The following is a 15,888-nucleotide window of genomic DNA, read 5'->3' as shown; positions in this document are numbered from 1 at the left end:
CGTAAGCGACACCATCACAGGAGGGAAAAATGCGAATCCAGTGTAAGCGCGTCTATTTCCCGGCGGAAAAAGACGATGGTTATCGGGTATTGGTTGACAGGCTATGGCCGCGCGGCATTAAAAAAGCAGCGCTGGTCTATGATGAATGGAATAAGGCCATTACGCCCTCAACCGAATTGCGCAAAGCCTTTCATAGCGAACTGATTGATTTTAACCACTTCGCGCAGCAATACCGGGCAGAACTTGCGCAACAGCATCAAGAAGGCAAACGGCTGGCGGATATTGCCCGACACCAACCGCTAACGTTGCTATACGCCGCTAAAGATACTCGCCAGAACCATGCCATTGTGCTGGCAGAGTGGCTACGAGAGCTGTGATTGTCGTGCCGCCGCCTGGCCTGGTTGTCTGTCCGGGGACAACGGCATCAAATGTTCTGCCCGCACCCAGGCAAAACCGTGCTGACCATCGGCGGAGGCTACATCGCCCGTGACCAGCCACAGCGCCCGAGGCGCTTCTTTCGGCAGTAAGGTGACGTGTCCATTTACCGGGTTAATGAATTCATCTCCGGGTTGACACAGGCAAAATAGCTCAACCGATTTACCAATATTCTGCCGTCCGGCGGGTGTTTTAGCGCCAATAACTATTGCCAACGCGCCCGGCTTTAACTGAAACATATTTTCTTGCGCCGCATGAAACTCATTATCAGATTGTTCTTAATCATATCCCGTCGGACCGCAGGTTGTCACTTTTTCGTATCAGGATGCTCTCTGCGCCATAATGTCCACTCATCAATGATTTCGCCATTGGGCAATTTGCAATCGGAACGCACGCCTTGTGGGGTCTGCACCGGCATCAGCGTACCGCCCTGTTGCTCACAGTAGACGGCTGCCGGATTAGGCATCCCAATACGCGGCGGCCTGGGGGCGTTGGGTTGCGACGATGAACAAGCGCTCAGCAGCAATACGCCTGGCAACGCAATCCACGTAAATTTCATAACGACTCCTTAAAGCGATATTTTGTCCAGGATAACCTGGCGGGTACGCTATTTCCATACTTTCTGTCAGCGCTTTAGCGGGTGTTTATCCCGGGTTAAGTCAGTAATAGCCACGCCCTGTCACAAAGTAACCGACCTTTTGTCGCTGAGAAAACCCTGCTATTCTGGCGCCCCCTGAACAGTGAAGGTAATAGCATGAGAGTGGGTATCCTCTTCCCTGTCGTCATTTTTATTACGGCAATATTATTTTTGGCATGGTTTTTTATTGGCGGTTACGCCGCGCCGGGAGCATAACCATGAGGAAAACAACGATGGTGTTGATGGGCATCGCGCTAATTGCGGTGGCGGGTACCGAACTGGGCTGGTGGTAAATTCATTTTGAATAATAAAGGCTACCTGTCGTAGCCTTTATTATCTCTGAAAGTTCTGCGTTTAGCTTTTGATTTTTCTGTAGATTAACAGCACGACAATCGCGCCGATCACCGCGACTGCAAAGCTGCCGAAGTTGAAACCATCCACTTTGCCAAAGCCAAAGAACGTACTGATCCATCCTCCGACTACCGCACCAACGATCCCCAGAATGATCGTCATAAAGAATCCGCCGCCATCTTTACCTGGCATGATCCACTTAGCCAAAATACCCGCAATAAGTCCAAAAATAATCCATGAAAGAATGCCCATTTTTTCCTCACTTATGTCTTAACGTTAGCGGTTTATTTGCCGTTAAAAAGAATAGCACATCGTCAGGAAAGTGAAGTTTGTGATATCCATCACCTTTTAGCGTCGTGGATAAAAGCGCATAAATATCAGGGTTGCAATCATTAATGATAACGATTATCTTTATCAACACCGAGTGGTTGAGTTTATAACCCACCTGTTCGGTACGACATTGCTCACATTGCTTCCAGTATTATTTGCCCGCCTCACCGAGTGCGGGCTTTTTTTGCTAACCGCTATCTATCCCATGTCGAATTCATGGTCTTTTTCAGCCGCGCTATTTTGCGTGATACAGGGTCATCTCCAGCGCCGTACATTCATCTTGCTTGTCCTGCTGCATAAACCCCATTGTCACCATAAACAAACCGATCATAAATGGCACTTCATAAAGCTCTTCAATCAAATCTGTGTAACGCGCGTTATGCAGGAATATCGGCGACAACCACCGATGATGCTCGACAGTGTCGGAAATCAGATATGAACATGCCGTCACGGCAAACAGCCACAATGGCAGAGAAACGTCCCGCAGACGACGAACAATCTCCTTACGTAGCCCGGCAGAAAACAGGACTGGCAAGACTAACGCAGCAATTAATAGCACTGAAATCGTTCTGAATAGCATACGCGGCTCGTCAGGGAAATAGTCACGCCCCCAACTGGTGCTTCTACCCAATAGCACCACCCACCAGACAACAGCCCATAGCCAAAACTGCTTTGCCCCTTCGGGACGGGAAAGTGGCCGTATATACCAGGCGGTAAATAGCGCCCCAAACAGTAACCATAACGCTTGTCCGTTTTCAATCCATCGGACCACCACGCCGTTAAGCAAAGGCAATTGCCAGTCCGCCGTAAACGGGATGACCACAGCGGCAAGCGCAAGAGTAAGTGCTGACGAAGTTAATCGGGTATCGAGTTTCATGATTATAAGACTCTTCTGGTTTTTAATACCCAATCATAAGTTTTATGAATACGCTCTCATTAGCAAACAATGCGATATTCTTAATGTTTTCTTAATGTTTCTTTTCAACCCATGTCTGATGTAAATAAACAGCGCTTTTCAATACGCAAAAACCGCATCACGTTGGCGACGCGCGATGCGGCTTCTGATTTAAAAAATCACTTTATATCAAATAGATACTACAATATCCTTACCAACCGCAAACGTCGTGTTCGTTTTCGGTATCGTAGGAACGCACGGTATTGACCAAATCCTTCACAACTTCTGCTGCAACTTCAGGTACCAGCAACGTCATCGGTGCTTCCGTTTCATAGTCCACAGAGACGCCGTTGCTATTATTCGTGACCGTGACGGTATAAGTAGCCTTTCCCATTATTATTCTCTCCCGGCATGAATGACTTTTCGTGAGGTCGCCCCTTCCATCAGTACTTCCGGCGCGACAAAAAAGTCGATGTTAAAATAGGTATCATCCGTCATGACCTCAATATTGTGCCACTTTTCCGGAGGAAACACGCCAAACTCGCCGGCATTGATCACTATGATCTCTTCCGGCTCAGAGCAATGTTCATCAGCGTATCCGAGATATTTGACCGCCCCCTGCATCACCGAGAGGCGAGGATAAACGCCGGGTCGCGTTCCCTTATCAAGGTGGCGTTCGAAAATTCCGGCAGGCGCCGTCTCTTTGTTCCAGAAGGGCGTGGAACGTGTATGGATATGATTTTGTGGAATTTGCCGCATTTGCTTCCCTCTTCCCGCAGGTTACTCAGCGATAATCTCATCGCTGTCGTAAAAAGGTTACGCTCCAAAAACAGCATTTTAAATACCATTTATTGGTTACTATTTTGCTGTTTTCCACGCAATAAAACCGAAAGGAGAGCAATGACCCGCCGTTGACGACGGGTCCAGGGGGTTAAGACTGGAGCGTTGCCAGCCGGGCGGCAAATCCGACGAAAAGAAGGCCAATCAAAGAATTGCCCACTTTTGCCAGTTTCTTTTTGGTACCAATATAGTGGGTTACAAAAGCGCCAGAAAGAATTAAAAAGCTCAGATAGCAAAAACTGACGATTTCAAGGGTGGTGGCCAAAATAAAAAATGACACCCCAGTATGCGGCGCAGTAACGTCAATAAATTGCACAAAAAAGGAAACATAAAAAAGTATGGCTTTAGGATTCGTCAGGCTAAGAATTAAAGCACGCTTAAAAATAGCGCCAAAAGGAACTACCGTTTCCGTCGCCGCACGCCCTTTTGAGGTCAGCGTGGCGTAAAGAATTTTTGCGCCAAGGTAGAGCAGATAAAACGCGCCGAGATAGCGAACAATGTTAAACAGAACCGGCGTTGTTTTGATCAGCGTCGCCACGCCCGCATACGCCAGAAACATTAATATCGCATCGCCGATAAACACGCCGCATGCGGCAAGATATCCTCCTTTAACCCCGCGTCCCACGCTGTTTTTAAGCACAAAAAGCGTATTCGGCCCCGGTACCAGAACGATAAAAATCGCCCCAACCAGGTACGTCCAATAATTCAGAACACCATACTCCGCGAACACATTAACCTCTTCCTGAAAACATTTACGCTTAGCTGCGAAACAGTATGCTAACGAATGCACCGGAAGATGGGAAGCGAAACCACGTCTCTCCAGCCGCTATTCCGCCACGCTTATATCCACATCACCCAAAAACGTTCTTGTATCGCAACCCCCGCAGGCAATCACCAGGTAGTGGCCCACGTTTCCTCATGGGGTATTAACGCGCGCGTCGCACCAAAGATAGGGCTGCCAACACATCACTGATATCGCTCTCATTCAGATTCGGCGCATTAAAGTGCGTTCTCAGCCACACCATATCCTCATGGCTGAAAGCGCCGACCATCAGGCGCTGGCTGATAATGATCAACATTTGATTATCAAGTTGTCGAATACGTTGCCGGGTGACCGACAAGGTTTGTATCGGAAAGGAGGGTTCTGAGCCAGTTCGCCACTGCGCTAAATAGCGGTATTGTATCGCTTTACTGGCATCCATTAGCGAACGAATAAAAGGGGTTATCGAATGCGGGTCCAGACCGTTATTTTTCGCTTCTTCTTCAGCCTCGGCGAAAACATTTTGTTCACGCGTGAAATCCTCTATCGGCAGATGGTGCTTCATTTTATAAGCAGCCACATCTTTCATTAATAACATGCGTTCATTGAGCGCGGTTAAGAGCGCGCCAAGCGATACCGATGTTACCGAATCGGCAAAAGTGGTGCTGCACATCAATAAAGAACAAAGAAAAATGGCGATATGACGAATCATTAATCAACCTCCTTTCACGGAGGCCTGACAGTAATTTACCTTCATTAAGATAACATTAAGTAATTATTACAGATGGGTATTAATGCTTATTCGTTTAAACTGGAGTGATAAAAAGAACAGGCCGTTGATTCTGCGGAATCTTCACCTTCATTTAAAGTGTATAAAATATACAACAAATCACACAAATGTGATGCATATCACGTTTTTATGATTTTTTATTACAGTTTTATGATATAGGTCTAACTTTAATAAGTCACTAATTTCTCTCCCCCGCTCAGGGAGATCGGCTTCAATTTACATCGAATATGGTGAAATATGACTACCATTACACTAGTCAACGAACAAAATAGTACTGGCAATCCTTTTTCTGCACATATGTTATGTGAACAGCGAGCTATTCAGGAAATTACTTACGAACTATTGCAATCGCAGCAGCATGTCTCAAATAAGGATATCATCGCCAAACTTATTGAAAAACTGGAAACAGAAAAAGACGTAGTGCAGCTTGATATTTACCGTAATGCCTTAGAAGCCGTTTTGTTTCAGACACCTGACGACATCTAATATATACCCAAAATAATTCGAGTTGCTTAAAGGCGGCAAGGGAGTGAGTCCCCAGGAGCATAGATAACGATGTGACTGGGGTGAACGACAAATCTGCCGGGAGCAGATGTGAACGTCGCGAGCGACGGCCCGTCAGGGCGAGGCCCATGGATGGGCCGAGTAATCCGTAGCCAACACATAAGCAACTTGAAGTATGAAAGGTATAAACAAGGGAGGGGGTTACTCCTCCCCTGTTCGTTAATAATGCAGATGCCTCAACGTGCGGTGCCTGATCTTTCGTAGCCGTTTGCATGGATTTGCGGTGCAACATGCTGCATGCTTTCTGGCATCTCATGCTGCCGGTATACGGCTGGCAGTAATGTTAAGCCTGAGCCATTTTTCACATGAAGACTAAATTTACCCGATTCTTTTAAAGCCTGAATAAGATTTTCCTGCGCGGGAGTTAATGTCTCATCATGCCACAGAACAATATGCTCGAAAGACGTTGATAAAAGATCGGGCATCGGCACCTGCCAGGGGATGACTTCAACTCGCATACCTTCACTACAATATTTAATCGTTTCGAGCCATAGCTCAATGGGGTCGTTCAGCGAAAACGCAGCAATAAGCATTGTGCCTGCTGGCGCCTTTCGTACGCTACTTAGCTGGAACGTGGCGTATTCAATAATCGCAGTATCCAGTAATGCCTTTTCAAATCGGCGTGCATCATCATCGCCTGCGGACAACCACAGCCGTAAAGGACGCAGTATTGACTCAATTACGATACCCGGCGGAATTTCCCGACCATAACGCCAGAGTAATTTTCGCAATTTGGCGGGTTCGAATTTTCTACACTGCGCTAAAATCTCTTCCTGGTAGAATAACCATCCCGAGCGGCAATGCGTTTCTTCACCATAGAGGGCAGGTTTAATCTCTTTTAATGAGAAGCCTTTGCTTAACGCGTCGATAATATGCTGTATTCTGATAGCATCTTCTATGCAATAAAAACGATTACCAGCTTCATCTTTGGTAGGTTGAAGCAGGCCATAGCGTTCCCAGGACCTGATATTTGCAGTTGTGACACCACACTGCGCCGCCATTGCGCTAATACTAAAAGTAGCCATGCCTGTCTGGCCTCATGATGATGTAAGAAAGCATAGTGAACCTAAACGCCATCAGAAGCAAATCATTATTAAGCAATGACCTTACTATTTACGCGTGAAATTACATTATCGACATTATTTATTGTAAGCCAGTGCGTAAAGGCTTTAGAGACGGACAGTATTTGATAATCCAGAACTGTTCTACAACCTAATTTAGTCAGAACATGGTAGCGTACTGAGTAAATAGTTTTTAAATGTACATTCAGCTCACAGCTTATTTGTCGGATATCCATTCCTTTAACAAGCATCGCCAAAACATTTCTTTCATTCGCCGTTAATCTGACTTTCTCTGACCTGGGAAAAAATTGACCAGCAGCGGCCAAAATCAGTAATTCACGCCACTCAGCTATAGAGGCATCGACCTTTATTCGATATATGGCATGATGTTCATCAATAAAGTTATATTCATTATGGGTAACAATCCCAATGAGTACCGTTTTAAATGTGGAAGTAATATACTGCTGTACGGTGTAGTAATCGTCGATATCAAAAATAATATAATTTACGTTGCCAGCTATTATTGCGACGTCCTTAAATAAGGACTCCAGACCATAATTAAGAAACAGGTTTTCGCTCAATAACCTTGTATCTGTCTTTAAAACAGATGATGCGGAACCAGTCATATCCACCTCAACAAAACGAGAGCCATGTGGGAATATCCATTCGATGGCCCGCATAAGATCATCTGCTTACTTCAGCGATGAGAACCTATTAAGTAGTAGTTGAGGAACGCCGTTTGCGCAACCTGACAGACGTCCTGGGGCATCTTATGTGAACTGCGTGGGGATGTGCGTTTTGGCAAAATCCACAAAGCGTACGACCGCAGGCAGCAAAATATGCCAGTCCTTTTGCTCCAGACCTAAATATTCACGCTGCGCTGCACGCAACGTAGCAGCATAATCTTCTGGCAACTGAGGTAACAGCCAGTCAGCCGCCGCATCCTTAGAGGTAAATTTCCCGGTAGAAAGGGTGTACCAGATACGCGCCAGGGTTAAAACGATATGATACTCATCTCCCTGCACATCTGCCGTGGATTGCCAAAGGTCGAGGGGATAACGCAAGGCCTTCAGCAACTGCGCCGCAGGGGCTGGCGTGAACAGCCGTTCCGCGCGTTCGCCCTTTAGCGGTATACTGGTTTCCAGAATTTGGGTTATCAGTAACACAATGTCCCAGTCCTGCTGCGCTGGTTCATAAATCCCCTGACAAATGTCCTCTCTTAGCCACTCGCCAAATTGCATTTCCCTGGAAGGTGGAAAACACCAGGGAACCAGCTGCGAATAAAGCACGACAGTGACCTCCAGAGCGCGTTTTTCTGCCGACGCCCCCGGCGGCGATGAAAGCGCCAGCAATTCCTGCATCAGCGTTGCGCGTTGGGTCTCCGTCAGCGGCTGGCATATTGTCACCAGCAGATCAATGTCGCTGTTTGGCTTCAGACCGCCCGCGACAGCGGAACCATATAAATGAATAGCACGCAACGTATCGCCTGTGACACGAGTAATCAGGCGACATGCCGCTTCCGTTTGGCATTGAATCGAGGGCGGTATGGACAGCGTCATCATCGCTCCGGGGGCGCAGGTATTTTTTATATTGATTGCCAGAAATATGGCATAACGGCAGAAAAAAAGCTCGCTATTCATAGCGAGCTTTTAACATTGCAATCAGACTTAATGATGTAGCATTTCGTCAACGACCTCATTCGCCTTTAACTGATAAGGATAATAGGTAGGCCAGTTTTCCATCTCTTGCAACAATGCCTGCTGCGAGGTATTTCCCATAAAGATATGGAAATGCGCCGATTTGCGCGGGGCAATGATATGATCGCTAAACTGAACATATTTAGGCGCTTTGCTATTCGCATCTTTACATTCGAACAGGTAGCGCACCCCTTTTTTACCCGATGCGTAAGTCAGAATTTTATAGCCGGCATAATTGTATTTACAGGATGCAACGTTATTGTCGCGATGGAATTCTATAACGCCATTTTCAATGCCAATAGTCTCAACATTCGTCGCGTATCCTTTGCGATAATACGCTTTAATATCCTCAAACGTTTTCTCTGGGTCTTTCTTCGCCTTTTGTCTGAAGACAGGGTCCAGCTCGCCGCTGACCAGATAAGGATAGACGGATTGCCACATACCATCCCAGTCGGTGAGCGCGCGATCGCGTACATTAGCGTCATCAAACACACCCGCTGCCGCTTTTTGCTCAACCTCCGTCATCGGCGCGCCATGAGCATGATGACCATGCGCGAAGGCAGGACTATTTACCAACAGCATTCCCAGAAGCATTGTCAGTTTTTTTAAATGAATCACCAAAACGTTACCCTCATCTTTTTTAGAAAGATGATTGTTATATTATAACATTACATTTATTTCAACAAAAACTCAGCGGCCACCGCGCAGGTGGCCTTTTTTGATATCAACTGGTCCGCCATCGAGGAATTGAACCCCGAACCTTAGAGGTAGAAGCTCTATGCTCTATCCGGTTGAGCTAATGGCGGAAGAAAAATTACGCGGTCATTTTAAGGCAGGCGTCTGCGCATTGGCTGCATGCCCGCGCGCAATTCTGGCAATGGTCGTGATCGTGCCTTGCACACTCTTCGGCGCAGGCTTTGCAGATATCCGCGCACAGGCGGCATAATTTTTGTGAGTACTCGCTTTCCAATGCCATAAATTGCGCCGCCAGGCGACAAATGGCCGCACATTGCATATCTAACTGGATGCAGTGCTTCATCATTTCGACGTTATCTTCACGCAGACAAGAAGAGGCGCAGATATCACACGCCGCCGCGCATTCATAACACTGCTCAATACACTCACGATGTTCTTGTTGCATAAATGACTCCTTATTTTATTAAGAGGAGTAGATAAGTCTGCACAGAAACGCCGGGATAGCCAAACGGCTACCCCTCTTTTTCATGCTTTTTGAACAAAAGTGCTGAATAAAACAGCAATAGTAAAGCCGGAAATCGGCCTCCGTGATGTGACGTCTATACTGTAATGTTCATCTGCTTTTCATCGGAGGTAAAATGGAGTATTTAGCACGACTAAATATCGTTGCGATGCTGATGTCAACGACGTTCTGGATCAATCTGGCGGTCGTTTTTTTCGTCACCCTCATTACTTACTGGCTCATCAACTGGCTACTTAATGTGGTCTATAAAGCGCTACAACGCCCGGATAAAAAGGATGATGCTCATGGGCGGCTGCGGCCTATTGTTTTCGAGATGCTGAAAAAGACCAGTAAGATGCTAATCTTTTTTGCCGCATTTCTCTTTAGCCTGCGCTTTGTCGCCCTGCCCGACCGGTTATTCTCTACCCTCTCTCACGCCTGGTTTTTAGTGGTTGCGATTCAAATGGCGATTTGGCTTGATCAGGGCGTACAGTCATGGATGCGTCATTTACTGTATGCCCCAGGCTCCAATAAAAACCCGGTGACGTTAGTCATTCTTGGTATGATTTTGCGCGTGCTCGTCTGGTCTATGATGTTGCTCTCTATCCTGGCGAACGTCGGCGTGGATATTACCGCACTGGTAGCCAGCCTCGGCGTGGGCGGTATTGCTATTGCCCTGGCGGTACAAACCGTTCTGAGCGATGTCTTCGCTTCGCTGTCGATTGGTTTCGATAAGCCCTTCGAGATCGGCGATTTCGTCGTCTTTAATGATGTAGCCGGTACGATTGAACATATCGGTTTGAAAACCACTCGCATCCGTAGCCTCAGCGGCGAACAGATCGTTTGTGCGAACGCGCAGTTGTTGCAGCAAACCATACACAACTATAAGCGGATGCAAACGCGTCGTATCGTGTTTACTTTTGGCGTCGCCACTGCGACACCGCCGGAAAAGTTACGCCTCATCGGCGATATGGTGAAAAAAATTATTACCGATGTCGGCGAAACACAATTCGACCGCGCCCATCTACTGGCCTTTAGTCAGGATCGGCTGACCTATGAGGTGGTGCATATCGTCAATACCGCGGATTACAATAAATACATGGATATTCAGCAAGAGATAAATATCCGTATTATTGAAAAACTCATTGAGAATAATATCGAACTGGCGCTGCCTAGTCTGGTCGTCAGAGCCCCTGTACAGGTTGAAGAGACCAGGGACTACAGTAATACCGCTGATGCAAAAAACGCAGATAAACGCGTCATGCAGTAAAATCTCTACCGACAATACCGGGAACCCATGGGTTCCCGGTGCGTTAACGGCGACACGGCAATGCGGGGAAACGACTTGCGGCTATTCCACCTGTAAATGGCGGGTACAGACTTGATCAAGCAGCGCAGACTGATGACTAATCACCAACATCCCTAATGAACGGCTGCGGCACACCTCAAGCACGTATACCCATATCGCTTTTTGAATAGACGGATCGAGTTGCGCCGTCATTTCGTCGGCAATCAGAAAACGCGTTCGCGGGTCAAGCGCGCGCAGTATCGCAATACGCGCCAACTCCCCGCCTGAGAGCTGCATTGGCCGACGCGTCAGCCACTCGGGCTGCACATGCAAACGCCTCATCGTTTCCGGGTCAGGCTGCCAGGCATCACGCACAGCGTCTCCGGCGCTTCGCCAGGGATTAAACGTCAGTTCAGGATGCTGGGGGACCAGCTGTACCGGACAATACTGATGCAGGGGTAACGGGCTACCGTCCAGCAGAACGTCGCCCGCCGTCGGCTTTTGCCATCCGGCCAGGACGCGCCCCAACGTTGTTTTCCCCGTTCCGCTTGGCGCATGAATTCCTACCCGTTCACCGGCAGAAATCGTAAACGTCAGGTTCTGCCATAAGACTTTCCCACCCTGACGAATAACGAGGTCGCGGCAGCTTAGCATTCTATTCCCTCTCCGGTCGGCATAAATAACGGGTTTAGTTCAGGCAATGCTTGCCATTGCCGTTTTAACGGCTCACTCATCTCTTCCGGCTGTAATCGTTCACGGCGAATATTGTCCGTGATATAACCCTGATGCAGCGCCACAATGCGATCGGCATACCGCGCCGCCAGCAGCAGGTCATGAGTCACCCACAGCACGCCGCATCCCCGCTCGCAGAGACCTCGCAAGTGCTCAAGCAACTGGTTTGCCAGTGCCGTATCAAGCCAGGCGGTGATCTCATCCGCGAGAATATAACGCGCCTGGCTAAGCGAGGCGTGGCACGCCAGAATTCGTTTAGCCATCCCACCGGAGAGCTGGCGGGGAAAGCGTTCCAGGACTGTCGGTTCAAGATCGCTTTGCTGTAATAGCTGTACCATTTGCGTCTCATCCCAGGCGCGTCCGGTCAGATGACATGCTCTGTTCAAATGTTTTCTGATATTCAGCATGGGATTAAGCGCCTGTACCCCCTGCGGCACGTAGCTAAACGTATTGCCCCTAAGCTGCCTGATGGTATGTCTGTCCAGCCGGTTGCCATCAAGCGTAATCTCCCCCCGAAAGCGTAAATTTTCCGGCAGCAGATCGAGCAGACATTGCAGCAGCAGACTTTTGCCCTCCCCGCTGCCGCCAACCAATGCCACCATTTCGCCGGGCGCGATATCAAAAGAGACATTCTGTAATAACGGCGACCAGCGTCTCGCGCCATACCAGCGATAACGCGCGCTTTCCAGCGTAACCTGTTGTAAACTCAGCATACGTCACTCCTTAGCCACAGCCGCTGAATGGCGCGCGCAAACTGATCGAAGAGCATCACCAGCGTGAATAACATTAGGCCGGGAAACAGCACCAGCCACCAGTTTCCATGGCTAATAAACCGTAACGCATCCGCCAGCAACAGCCCCAGCGAAGGCTCATGCGGCGCCAGCCCAAACCCCAGAAAACTTAACGCCGCGCTGTGCAATACCGCATGAGGAAACATCAATAACGTTCCCGTCAACCATTGCGGCAATAGCGCCGGAAAATAGTGATATCGCCAGCAATAAAGGTGTCCATGCCCCAGACGATAGGTCAATGTCAGGTAGTCACTCTGCGCTACCCGCTCCGCGTCGGCGCGCAGAATCAGCGCCAGACGGGGCCAGTGCGTTAACGCCACGGCCGCAATGACGCCGCTTTTACCGCCGCCGAGCGTAAAACAGATAAGGATCAGCAAAAGTAAATGCGGCATGGCGAGCATGGCATCGGTTATCAGCCGCATCAGGAGGTCCAGCCGGGGATGAATGCGCGCCGCTGCCGCCATCACTAGCGCGATAACGCCGCTGCACAGCGCGGCGCCAACGCCAATTTGTAAACTGGTGAAGGCCCCCTGAAAGCAACGAAGCCATACATCGCGCCCCAGATTATCGGTGCCAAACCAGTGCTGGATATCAGGCGACAGATGCCGGGCAAGCAGATTAACCTCTGGCGGCTGGCTCAACGTGGCATAACCGTATCCGGCAATAAATAGCAGGCAGGTAACGGAGAGGATCAGACGAAGCAATGTCGGGGCAGGATTATAGAGCATCGGGACGCTCCAGCGATCGATTAAGCACCACCACAAGCCAGGCTGAAATCGTATTTCCGGCAAACACTAATAGCGTACAGAATAAAACGATCCCCATGAGTAGCGGGACATCGCCACGCAGGCCGGCATCGATAGTGGCCTGTCCCAGCCCCGGATACGCAAAGACTTTTTCTGCCAGTAACGCCCCCCCCATCAGTTCGCCCAGAGAAGCAAACTGTAAACAGAGTGCTGGGGTAATCGCATGACGTAACACCTGGTGACGTAACAGCGACCATCCTTTATCCCCCTGAGCGCGCGCAAAACGAATAAATTCGCTCTTCATTACGCTGGCTATTTTTTCTCGCGTATGCAGCGCAATTTGCCCCATGCCCAACAGACTTAACGCACATACCGGCAACACAAGATGGCGTAAACGTTCCGATAAAAGAGCTGTTCCTGCATTATTTCCGGGGTCCCAGGCGCAACAAACAGGTAATACCGGCCAGCGGACGGCAAACAGCGCCAGCAGCAGCATTGCTATCCAGAAAGTGGGCAACGATGACAATAAGTAGCTGATACGGCAAATCATCTTATCCGGCCAACGGTGGAGAAAACGTCCGGCCAGAAAACCCAATGTCACGCCCAACACACCAGACAATAGCCAGGCGCCTGCCAGCAGCGCGAATGACGTCGCAAAACGTTCCCGGATCACGCTGGCGACAGGCATGTTAAACAGCATGGAATACCCCATGTCACCCTGGAGCAGACGCCAAAACCAGTGACCGAAACGCTCCCACAGCGGCTGGTCAAGCCCCCAGCGCGCCGCAATCCGCGCATATTGTTCTGGCGGAACATGGAGCAGATCGTTGCCAATATAAGCGCGGATAGGATCAACGGGCGAAAAGCTAAGCAAAATGAAGGTGCCGGCAGCCACCAGCACCAACAGAATAATCAGCCGCAAAAAATGACTGAAGAACAATTTCATCACCGACAGGTCCAGGTCCAGTCATCAAGATTGTTTAACACCGACCAGCTACCGTGGATTTCTGGCGCGCCTTTTCCCAGATCAAGACAGGGGTTGGCCAGATAGGTATGCTGAATATTAAGCAGCCATGCCCATGCCGCATCGCCCTGGACGCCCGCGCCCTGCTTTCCATCCCACTCAACCTGCTGCCAGAAAGGAATCGCCTTTTGCCAGTCAGGCGCATCTATAGCCTGTTTCAGATGTGCTTCTACCGCAGGGTTGCTGTAATAGCCCGGGTTATAATATTCCACACCAGCGGCTTTCCCGCTGTAGTGATGGAAGAGTTCCATCGGGTCCAGACTTCCCCAGCCAAACAGCGTAGGGTTAGCGTGCATATGGCGCTCTACGGTTTCCCAGCTTCCCGATTGCAACGAGACGACAATGCCTAAAGGCTGCAACATGGCGCGCACCGCCTCGGCCAGATCCCGTCGGGTGCTGTCGCCACTGGCATACCATAAGGTCAGACGCGCTTCTTTACCTGCTTTTTCACGCACGCCCGCACTGTTTATCTTCCAGCCAGCCTCTTCCAGGATGGCGCGCGCTTTTGCAATATCGCCATCGCTGAATACCACTGAAGGATTTTGCCACGGCAATCCCTGCACCGCGCTATAGGCGGGTATCGCATGGCCTTCCATCACCTGTTCCGCCAGTTGCTTACGATTAATGGCATAGTTAATTGCGCGTCTGATAGCGACATCAGCGGTCACATCGTTGCCGACAGGATAACCGTTAGCATCCTTTTTACCGGCTGGCACCATCGGGAAGACAATGCCCCGGTTTTCAACGCTATCGCGTACCCAGAGTTTAAGATTATCCTGCTGCGGGGCCACCGCCATAGAAGGGGCAATGCGCACCAGTCCCAACTGTCCGCTGCGCGCGGCGGCATAAGCATTATCTTCATCCAGAAAGACAAAAACCAGCCGGTTAAAGTCATTCTTTTTACCCGCATACCAGGGATTAGCTTCAACGATCAGTTGCTGACCCGGCTGAAAGCTGACCAGTCGGTACGGACCGGCGCCTATCGGTTCGCGGGCGAACGTTTTTTCATCATAACGGCTGGCAGGAACAATCCCTAACGATCCTAATACATTCACAAAGGTACTCTGCGGGTGGCTCAGCGTCATCTCAATTCGGCGCGCATCCAGCGCTCGCGCATGACTAAAGTTGCCCATGTCAATTTTACCGCCGCTCTTCGCCGCTTTGTTATATGTAAAAACGACATCTTCGGCAGTTAATGGCGAGCCATCGGAGAATTTCAGATCGGGTTTTAAGGTCAGTATCCAGATTTTACCGTCGGGGCTGGTATCCACTTTTTCCGTCAGTAAATTACCCCAACTCATATCGGCGTTTTGCTTGAGCAACGGCGCATGAAGCAATAAGTAACTGCCGTGGCTCCAGCCCAGCATAGGATCAAAGCCTTCCGTTGGCTCAGGGCCAATGGCCAGCTTTAAGGTATGGCCATCTGCCGTGTCCGACGCAGCGAAAAGCGGCGAGGTGAATGCCAGAGCCATCGCGCACGTTATGAGCGCCAGTTTGCCTTTAATCATCAGTTTACCCCAGATTATACGTTGTTTTTGTTCCTCCCGGCGCAGCATAAACGTCGGGAGGCCTCCTGAGGACGGCATTATGGCGAGCATTTGTAATGAAAAAATTGATGCAGAACAGAAAGTATGACGATCTTTTAAAAACATCATACGCACAAACGCCGGGAGCGCCAACGTGGGCTAAAGGCCGCTTTTGATGGGGATAAAACGCAAGAGAAATGATGCCAGGAATAGCGGGTTAATT

Annotated in this window: 22 protein-coding genes, 1 tRNA gene and 1 pseudogene; 5 read left to right on the top strand and 19 right to left on the bottom strand. The window is 49.3% G+C overall.

What is annotated here, in order from left to right:
* Positions 1–29: 29 nt before the first annotated feature.
* On the top strand, positions 30–377 hold the full coding sequence (locus ACLD3P_RS01450; protein ID WP_001222527.1) for a DUF488 domain-containing protein: 348 nt from the start codon (positions 30–32) through the stop codon (positions 375–377).
* On the opposite strand, the gene ACLD3P_RS01445 is transcribed toward ACLD3P_RS01450, so the two are convergent.
* Together ACLD3P_RS01445 and ACLD3P_RS01440 are read right to left on the bottom strand one after the other, a co-directional pair.
* Positions 363–674: a hypothetical protein gene (locus tag ACLD3P_RS01445; protein ID WP_000487126.1), complete on the bottom strand. Its 312-nt coding sequence runs from the start codon at positions 672–674 to the stop codon at positions 363–365. The genes ACLD3P_RS01450 and ACLD3P_RS01445 overlap by 15 nt on opposite strands.
* Positions 675–742: 68 nt before the next feature.
* Entirely contained in the window at positions 743–994 is a 252-nt protein-coding gene (locus ACLD3P_RS01440) for a DUF333 domain-containing protein (protein ID WP_000673492.1), read from the bottom strand.
* A 195-nt stretch (positions 995–1,189) separates the two neighbouring features.
* On the opposite strand from ACLD3P_RS01440, the gene ACLD3P_RS01435 reads away from it, so the two are divergent.
* Positions 1,190–1,288 (top strand): YoaK family small membrane protein, encoded by a 99-nt coding sequence (locus ACLD3P_RS01435; RefSeq protein ID WP_001589065.1) that lies wholly within the window; start codon positions 1,190–1,192, stop codon positions 1,286–1,288.
* Positions 1,289–1,426: 138 nt separating this feature from the next.
* Here the strand turns inward: ACLD3P_RS01435 and ACLD3P_RS01430 are convergent, their stop codons facing one another.
* The 6 genes from ACLD3P_RS01430 to ACLD3P_RS01405 all read right to left on the bottom strand — a co-directional run bounded on the left by ACLD3P_RS01430 (position 1,427) and on the right by ACLD3P_RS01405 (position 4,960).
* Positions 1,427–1,675, bottom strand: coding sequence for a GlsB/YeaQ/YmgE family stress response membrane protein (locus ACLD3P_RS01430; protein ID WP_000512149.1), 249 nt, complete (start codon positions 1,673–1,675; stop codon positions 1,427–1,429).
* Positions 1,676–1,988: 313 nt separating this feature from the next.
* The gene (locus ACLD3P_RS01425; RefSeq protein WP_411006349.1) at positions 1,989–2,630 is read right to left on the bottom strand and encodes a hypothetical protein; all 642 of its coding nucleotides are present in this window, start codon (positions 2,628–2,630) and stop codon (positions 1,989–1,991) included.
* Positions 2,631–2,859: 229 nt separating this feature from the next.
* Positions 2,860–3,042, bottom strand: coding sequence for a DUF1869 domain-containing protein (locus tag ACLD3P_RS01420; RefSeq protein ID WP_000513733.1), 183 nt, complete (start codon positions 3,040–3,042; stop codon positions 2,860–2,862).
* Between the two features lie 2 nt (positions 3,043–3,044).
* Complete coding sequence (gene yeaR, locus ACLD3P_RS01415; RefSeq protein WP_079944997.1) at positions 3,045–3,407, bottom strand: DUF1971 domain-containing protein YeaR; 363 nt, start codon at positions 3,405–3,407, stop codon at positions 3,045–3,047.
* 172 nt (positions 3,408–3,579) lie between these two features.
* Positions 3,580–4,218, bottom strand: a complete 639-nt coding sequence (gene leuE / locus ACLD3P_RS01410) for a leucine efflux protein LeuE (RefSeq protein WP_000457190.1) — start codon at positions 4,216–4,218, stop codon at positions 3,580–3,582.
* Positions 4,219–4,414: 196 nt separating this feature from the next.
* Positions 4,415–4,960, bottom strand: a complete 546-nt coding sequence (locus ACLD3P_RS01405; RefSeq protein WP_000617990.1) for a chorismate mutase — start codon at positions 4,958–4,960, stop codon at positions 4,415–4,417.
* Positions 4,961–5,042: 82 nt separating this feature from the next.
* On the opposite strand from ACLD3P_RS01405, the pseudogene ACLD3P_RS01400 reads away from it, so the two are divergent.
* Positions 5,043–5,197, top strand: a pseudogene (locus ACLD3P_RS01400) (hypothetical protein).
* Positions 5,198–5,275: 78 nt separating this feature from the next.
* On the top strand, positions 5,276–5,524 hold the full coding sequence (locus ACLD3P_RS01395) for a biofilm/acid-resistance regulator YmgB/AriR (RefSeq protein WP_000208086.1): 249 nt from the start codon (positions 5,276–5,278) through the stop codon (positions 5,522–5,524).
* 254 nt (positions 5,525–5,778) lie between these two features.
* On the opposite strand, the gene ACLD3P_RS01390 is transcribed toward ACLD3P_RS01395, so the two are convergent.
* From ACLD3P_RS01390 to ACLD3P_RS01365, 6 genes are all read right to left on the bottom strand, one after another.
* Positions 5,779–6,627: a MerR family transcriptional regulator gene (locus ACLD3P_RS01390; protein WP_411006684.1), complete on the bottom strand. Its 849-nt coding sequence runs from the start codon at positions 6,625–6,627 to the stop codon at positions 5,779–5,781.
* Positions 6,628–6,695: 68 nt separating this feature from the next.
* Complete coding sequence (locus tag ACLD3P_RS01385; protein ID WP_001562706.1) at positions 6,696–7,289, bottom strand: helix-turn-helix domain-containing protein; 594 nt, start codon at positions 7,287–7,289, stop codon at positions 6,696–6,698.
* Positions 7,290–7,433: 144 nt separating this feature from the next.
* On the bottom strand, positions 7,434–8,222 hold the full coding sequence (gene aadA, locus ACLD3P_RS01380) for a cryptic aminoglycoside nucleotidyltransferase ANT(3'')/ANT(9) (protein ID WP_117344089.1): 789 nt from the start codon (positions 8,220–8,222) through the stop codon (positions 7,434–7,436).
* A 108-nt stretch (positions 8,223–8,330) separates the two neighbouring features.
* Positions 8,331–8,978 (bottom strand): metal-binding protein ZinT, encoded by a 648-nt coding sequence (gene zinT / locus ACLD3P_RS01375; RefSeq protein WP_001537483.1) that lies wholly within the window; start codon positions 8,976–8,978, stop codon positions 8,331–8,333.
* A gap of 111 nt (positions 8,979–9,089) precedes the next feature.
* A tRNA-Arg gene (locus tag ACLD3P_RS01370) sits at positions 9,090–9,166 on the bottom strand.
* Positions 9,167–9,174: 8 nt separating this feature from the next.
* Positions 9,175–9,501, bottom strand: a complete 327-nt coding sequence (locus ACLD3P_RS01365; RefSeq protein ID WP_411006347.1) for a four-helix bundle copper-binding protein — start codon at positions 9,499–9,501, stop codon at positions 9,175–9,177.
* Positions 9,502–9,694: 193 nt separating this feature from the next.
* Between ACLD3P_RS01365 and ACLD3P_RS01360 the strand changes: the two genes are divergently transcribed.
* Complete coding sequence (locus ACLD3P_RS01360; protein WP_024797568.1) at positions 9,695–10,828, top strand: mechanosensitive ion channel family protein; 1,134 nt, start codon at positions 9,695–9,697, stop codon at positions 10,826–10,828.
* A gap of 81 nt (positions 10,829–10,909) precedes the next feature.
* On the opposite strand, the gene ACLD3P_RS01355 is transcribed toward ACLD3P_RS01360, so the two are convergent.
* From ACLD3P_RS01355 to ACLD3P_RS01335, 5 genes are read right to left on the bottom strand one after another with little or no spacing between them, the layout of a single operon-like run.
* Positions 10,910–11,500, bottom strand: a complete 591-nt coding sequence (locus tag ACLD3P_RS01355; RefSeq protein WP_000947460.1) for an ATP-binding cassette domain-containing protein — start codon at positions 11,498–11,500, stop codon at positions 10,910–10,912.
* Positions 11,494–12,291, bottom strand: coding sequence for an ATP-binding cassette domain-containing protein (locus ACLD3P_RS01350; protein WP_117344087.1), 798 nt, complete (start codon positions 12,289–12,291; stop codon positions 11,494–11,496). The genes ACLD3P_RS01355 and ACLD3P_RS01350 overlap by 7 nt, the downstream gene beginning before the upstream one ends.
* Positions 12,285–13,097: an ABC transporter permease gene (locus ACLD3P_RS01345; protein WP_000966647.1), complete on the bottom strand. Its 813-nt coding sequence runs from the start codon at positions 13,095–13,097 to the stop codon at positions 12,285–12,287. The genes ACLD3P_RS01350 and ACLD3P_RS01345 overlap by 7 nt, the downstream gene beginning before the upstream one ends.
* Positions 13,087–14,061 carry an ABC transporter permease gene (locus tag ACLD3P_RS01340; RefSeq protein ID WP_001520270.1) on the bottom strand — a complete coding sequence of 325 codons (975 nt, stop codon included), beginning with the start codon at positions 14,059–14,061 and terminating at the stop codon, positions 13,087–13,089. The genes ACLD3P_RS01345 and ACLD3P_RS01340 overlap by 11 nt, the downstream gene beginning before the upstream one ends.
* Entirely contained in the window at positions 14,061–15,695 is a 1,635-nt protein-coding gene (locus ACLD3P_RS01335) for an ABC transporter substrate-binding protein (RefSeq protein ID WP_131046387.1), read from the bottom strand. Before ACLD3P_RS01335 ends, ACLD3P_RS01340 begins: the two co-directional genes overlap by 1 nt.
* Between the last annotated feature and the right edge of the window lie 193 nt (positions 15,696–15,888).

The sequence above is a fragment of the Salmonella sp. 741265073_HBA genome, assembly GCF_046569105.1.
GTDB lineage: Bacteria > Pseudomonadota > Gammaproteobacteria > Enterobacterales > Enterobacteriaceae > Salmonella > Salmonella enterica.
This window is presented reverse-complemented; position numbering and strand designations above follow the sequence as displayed.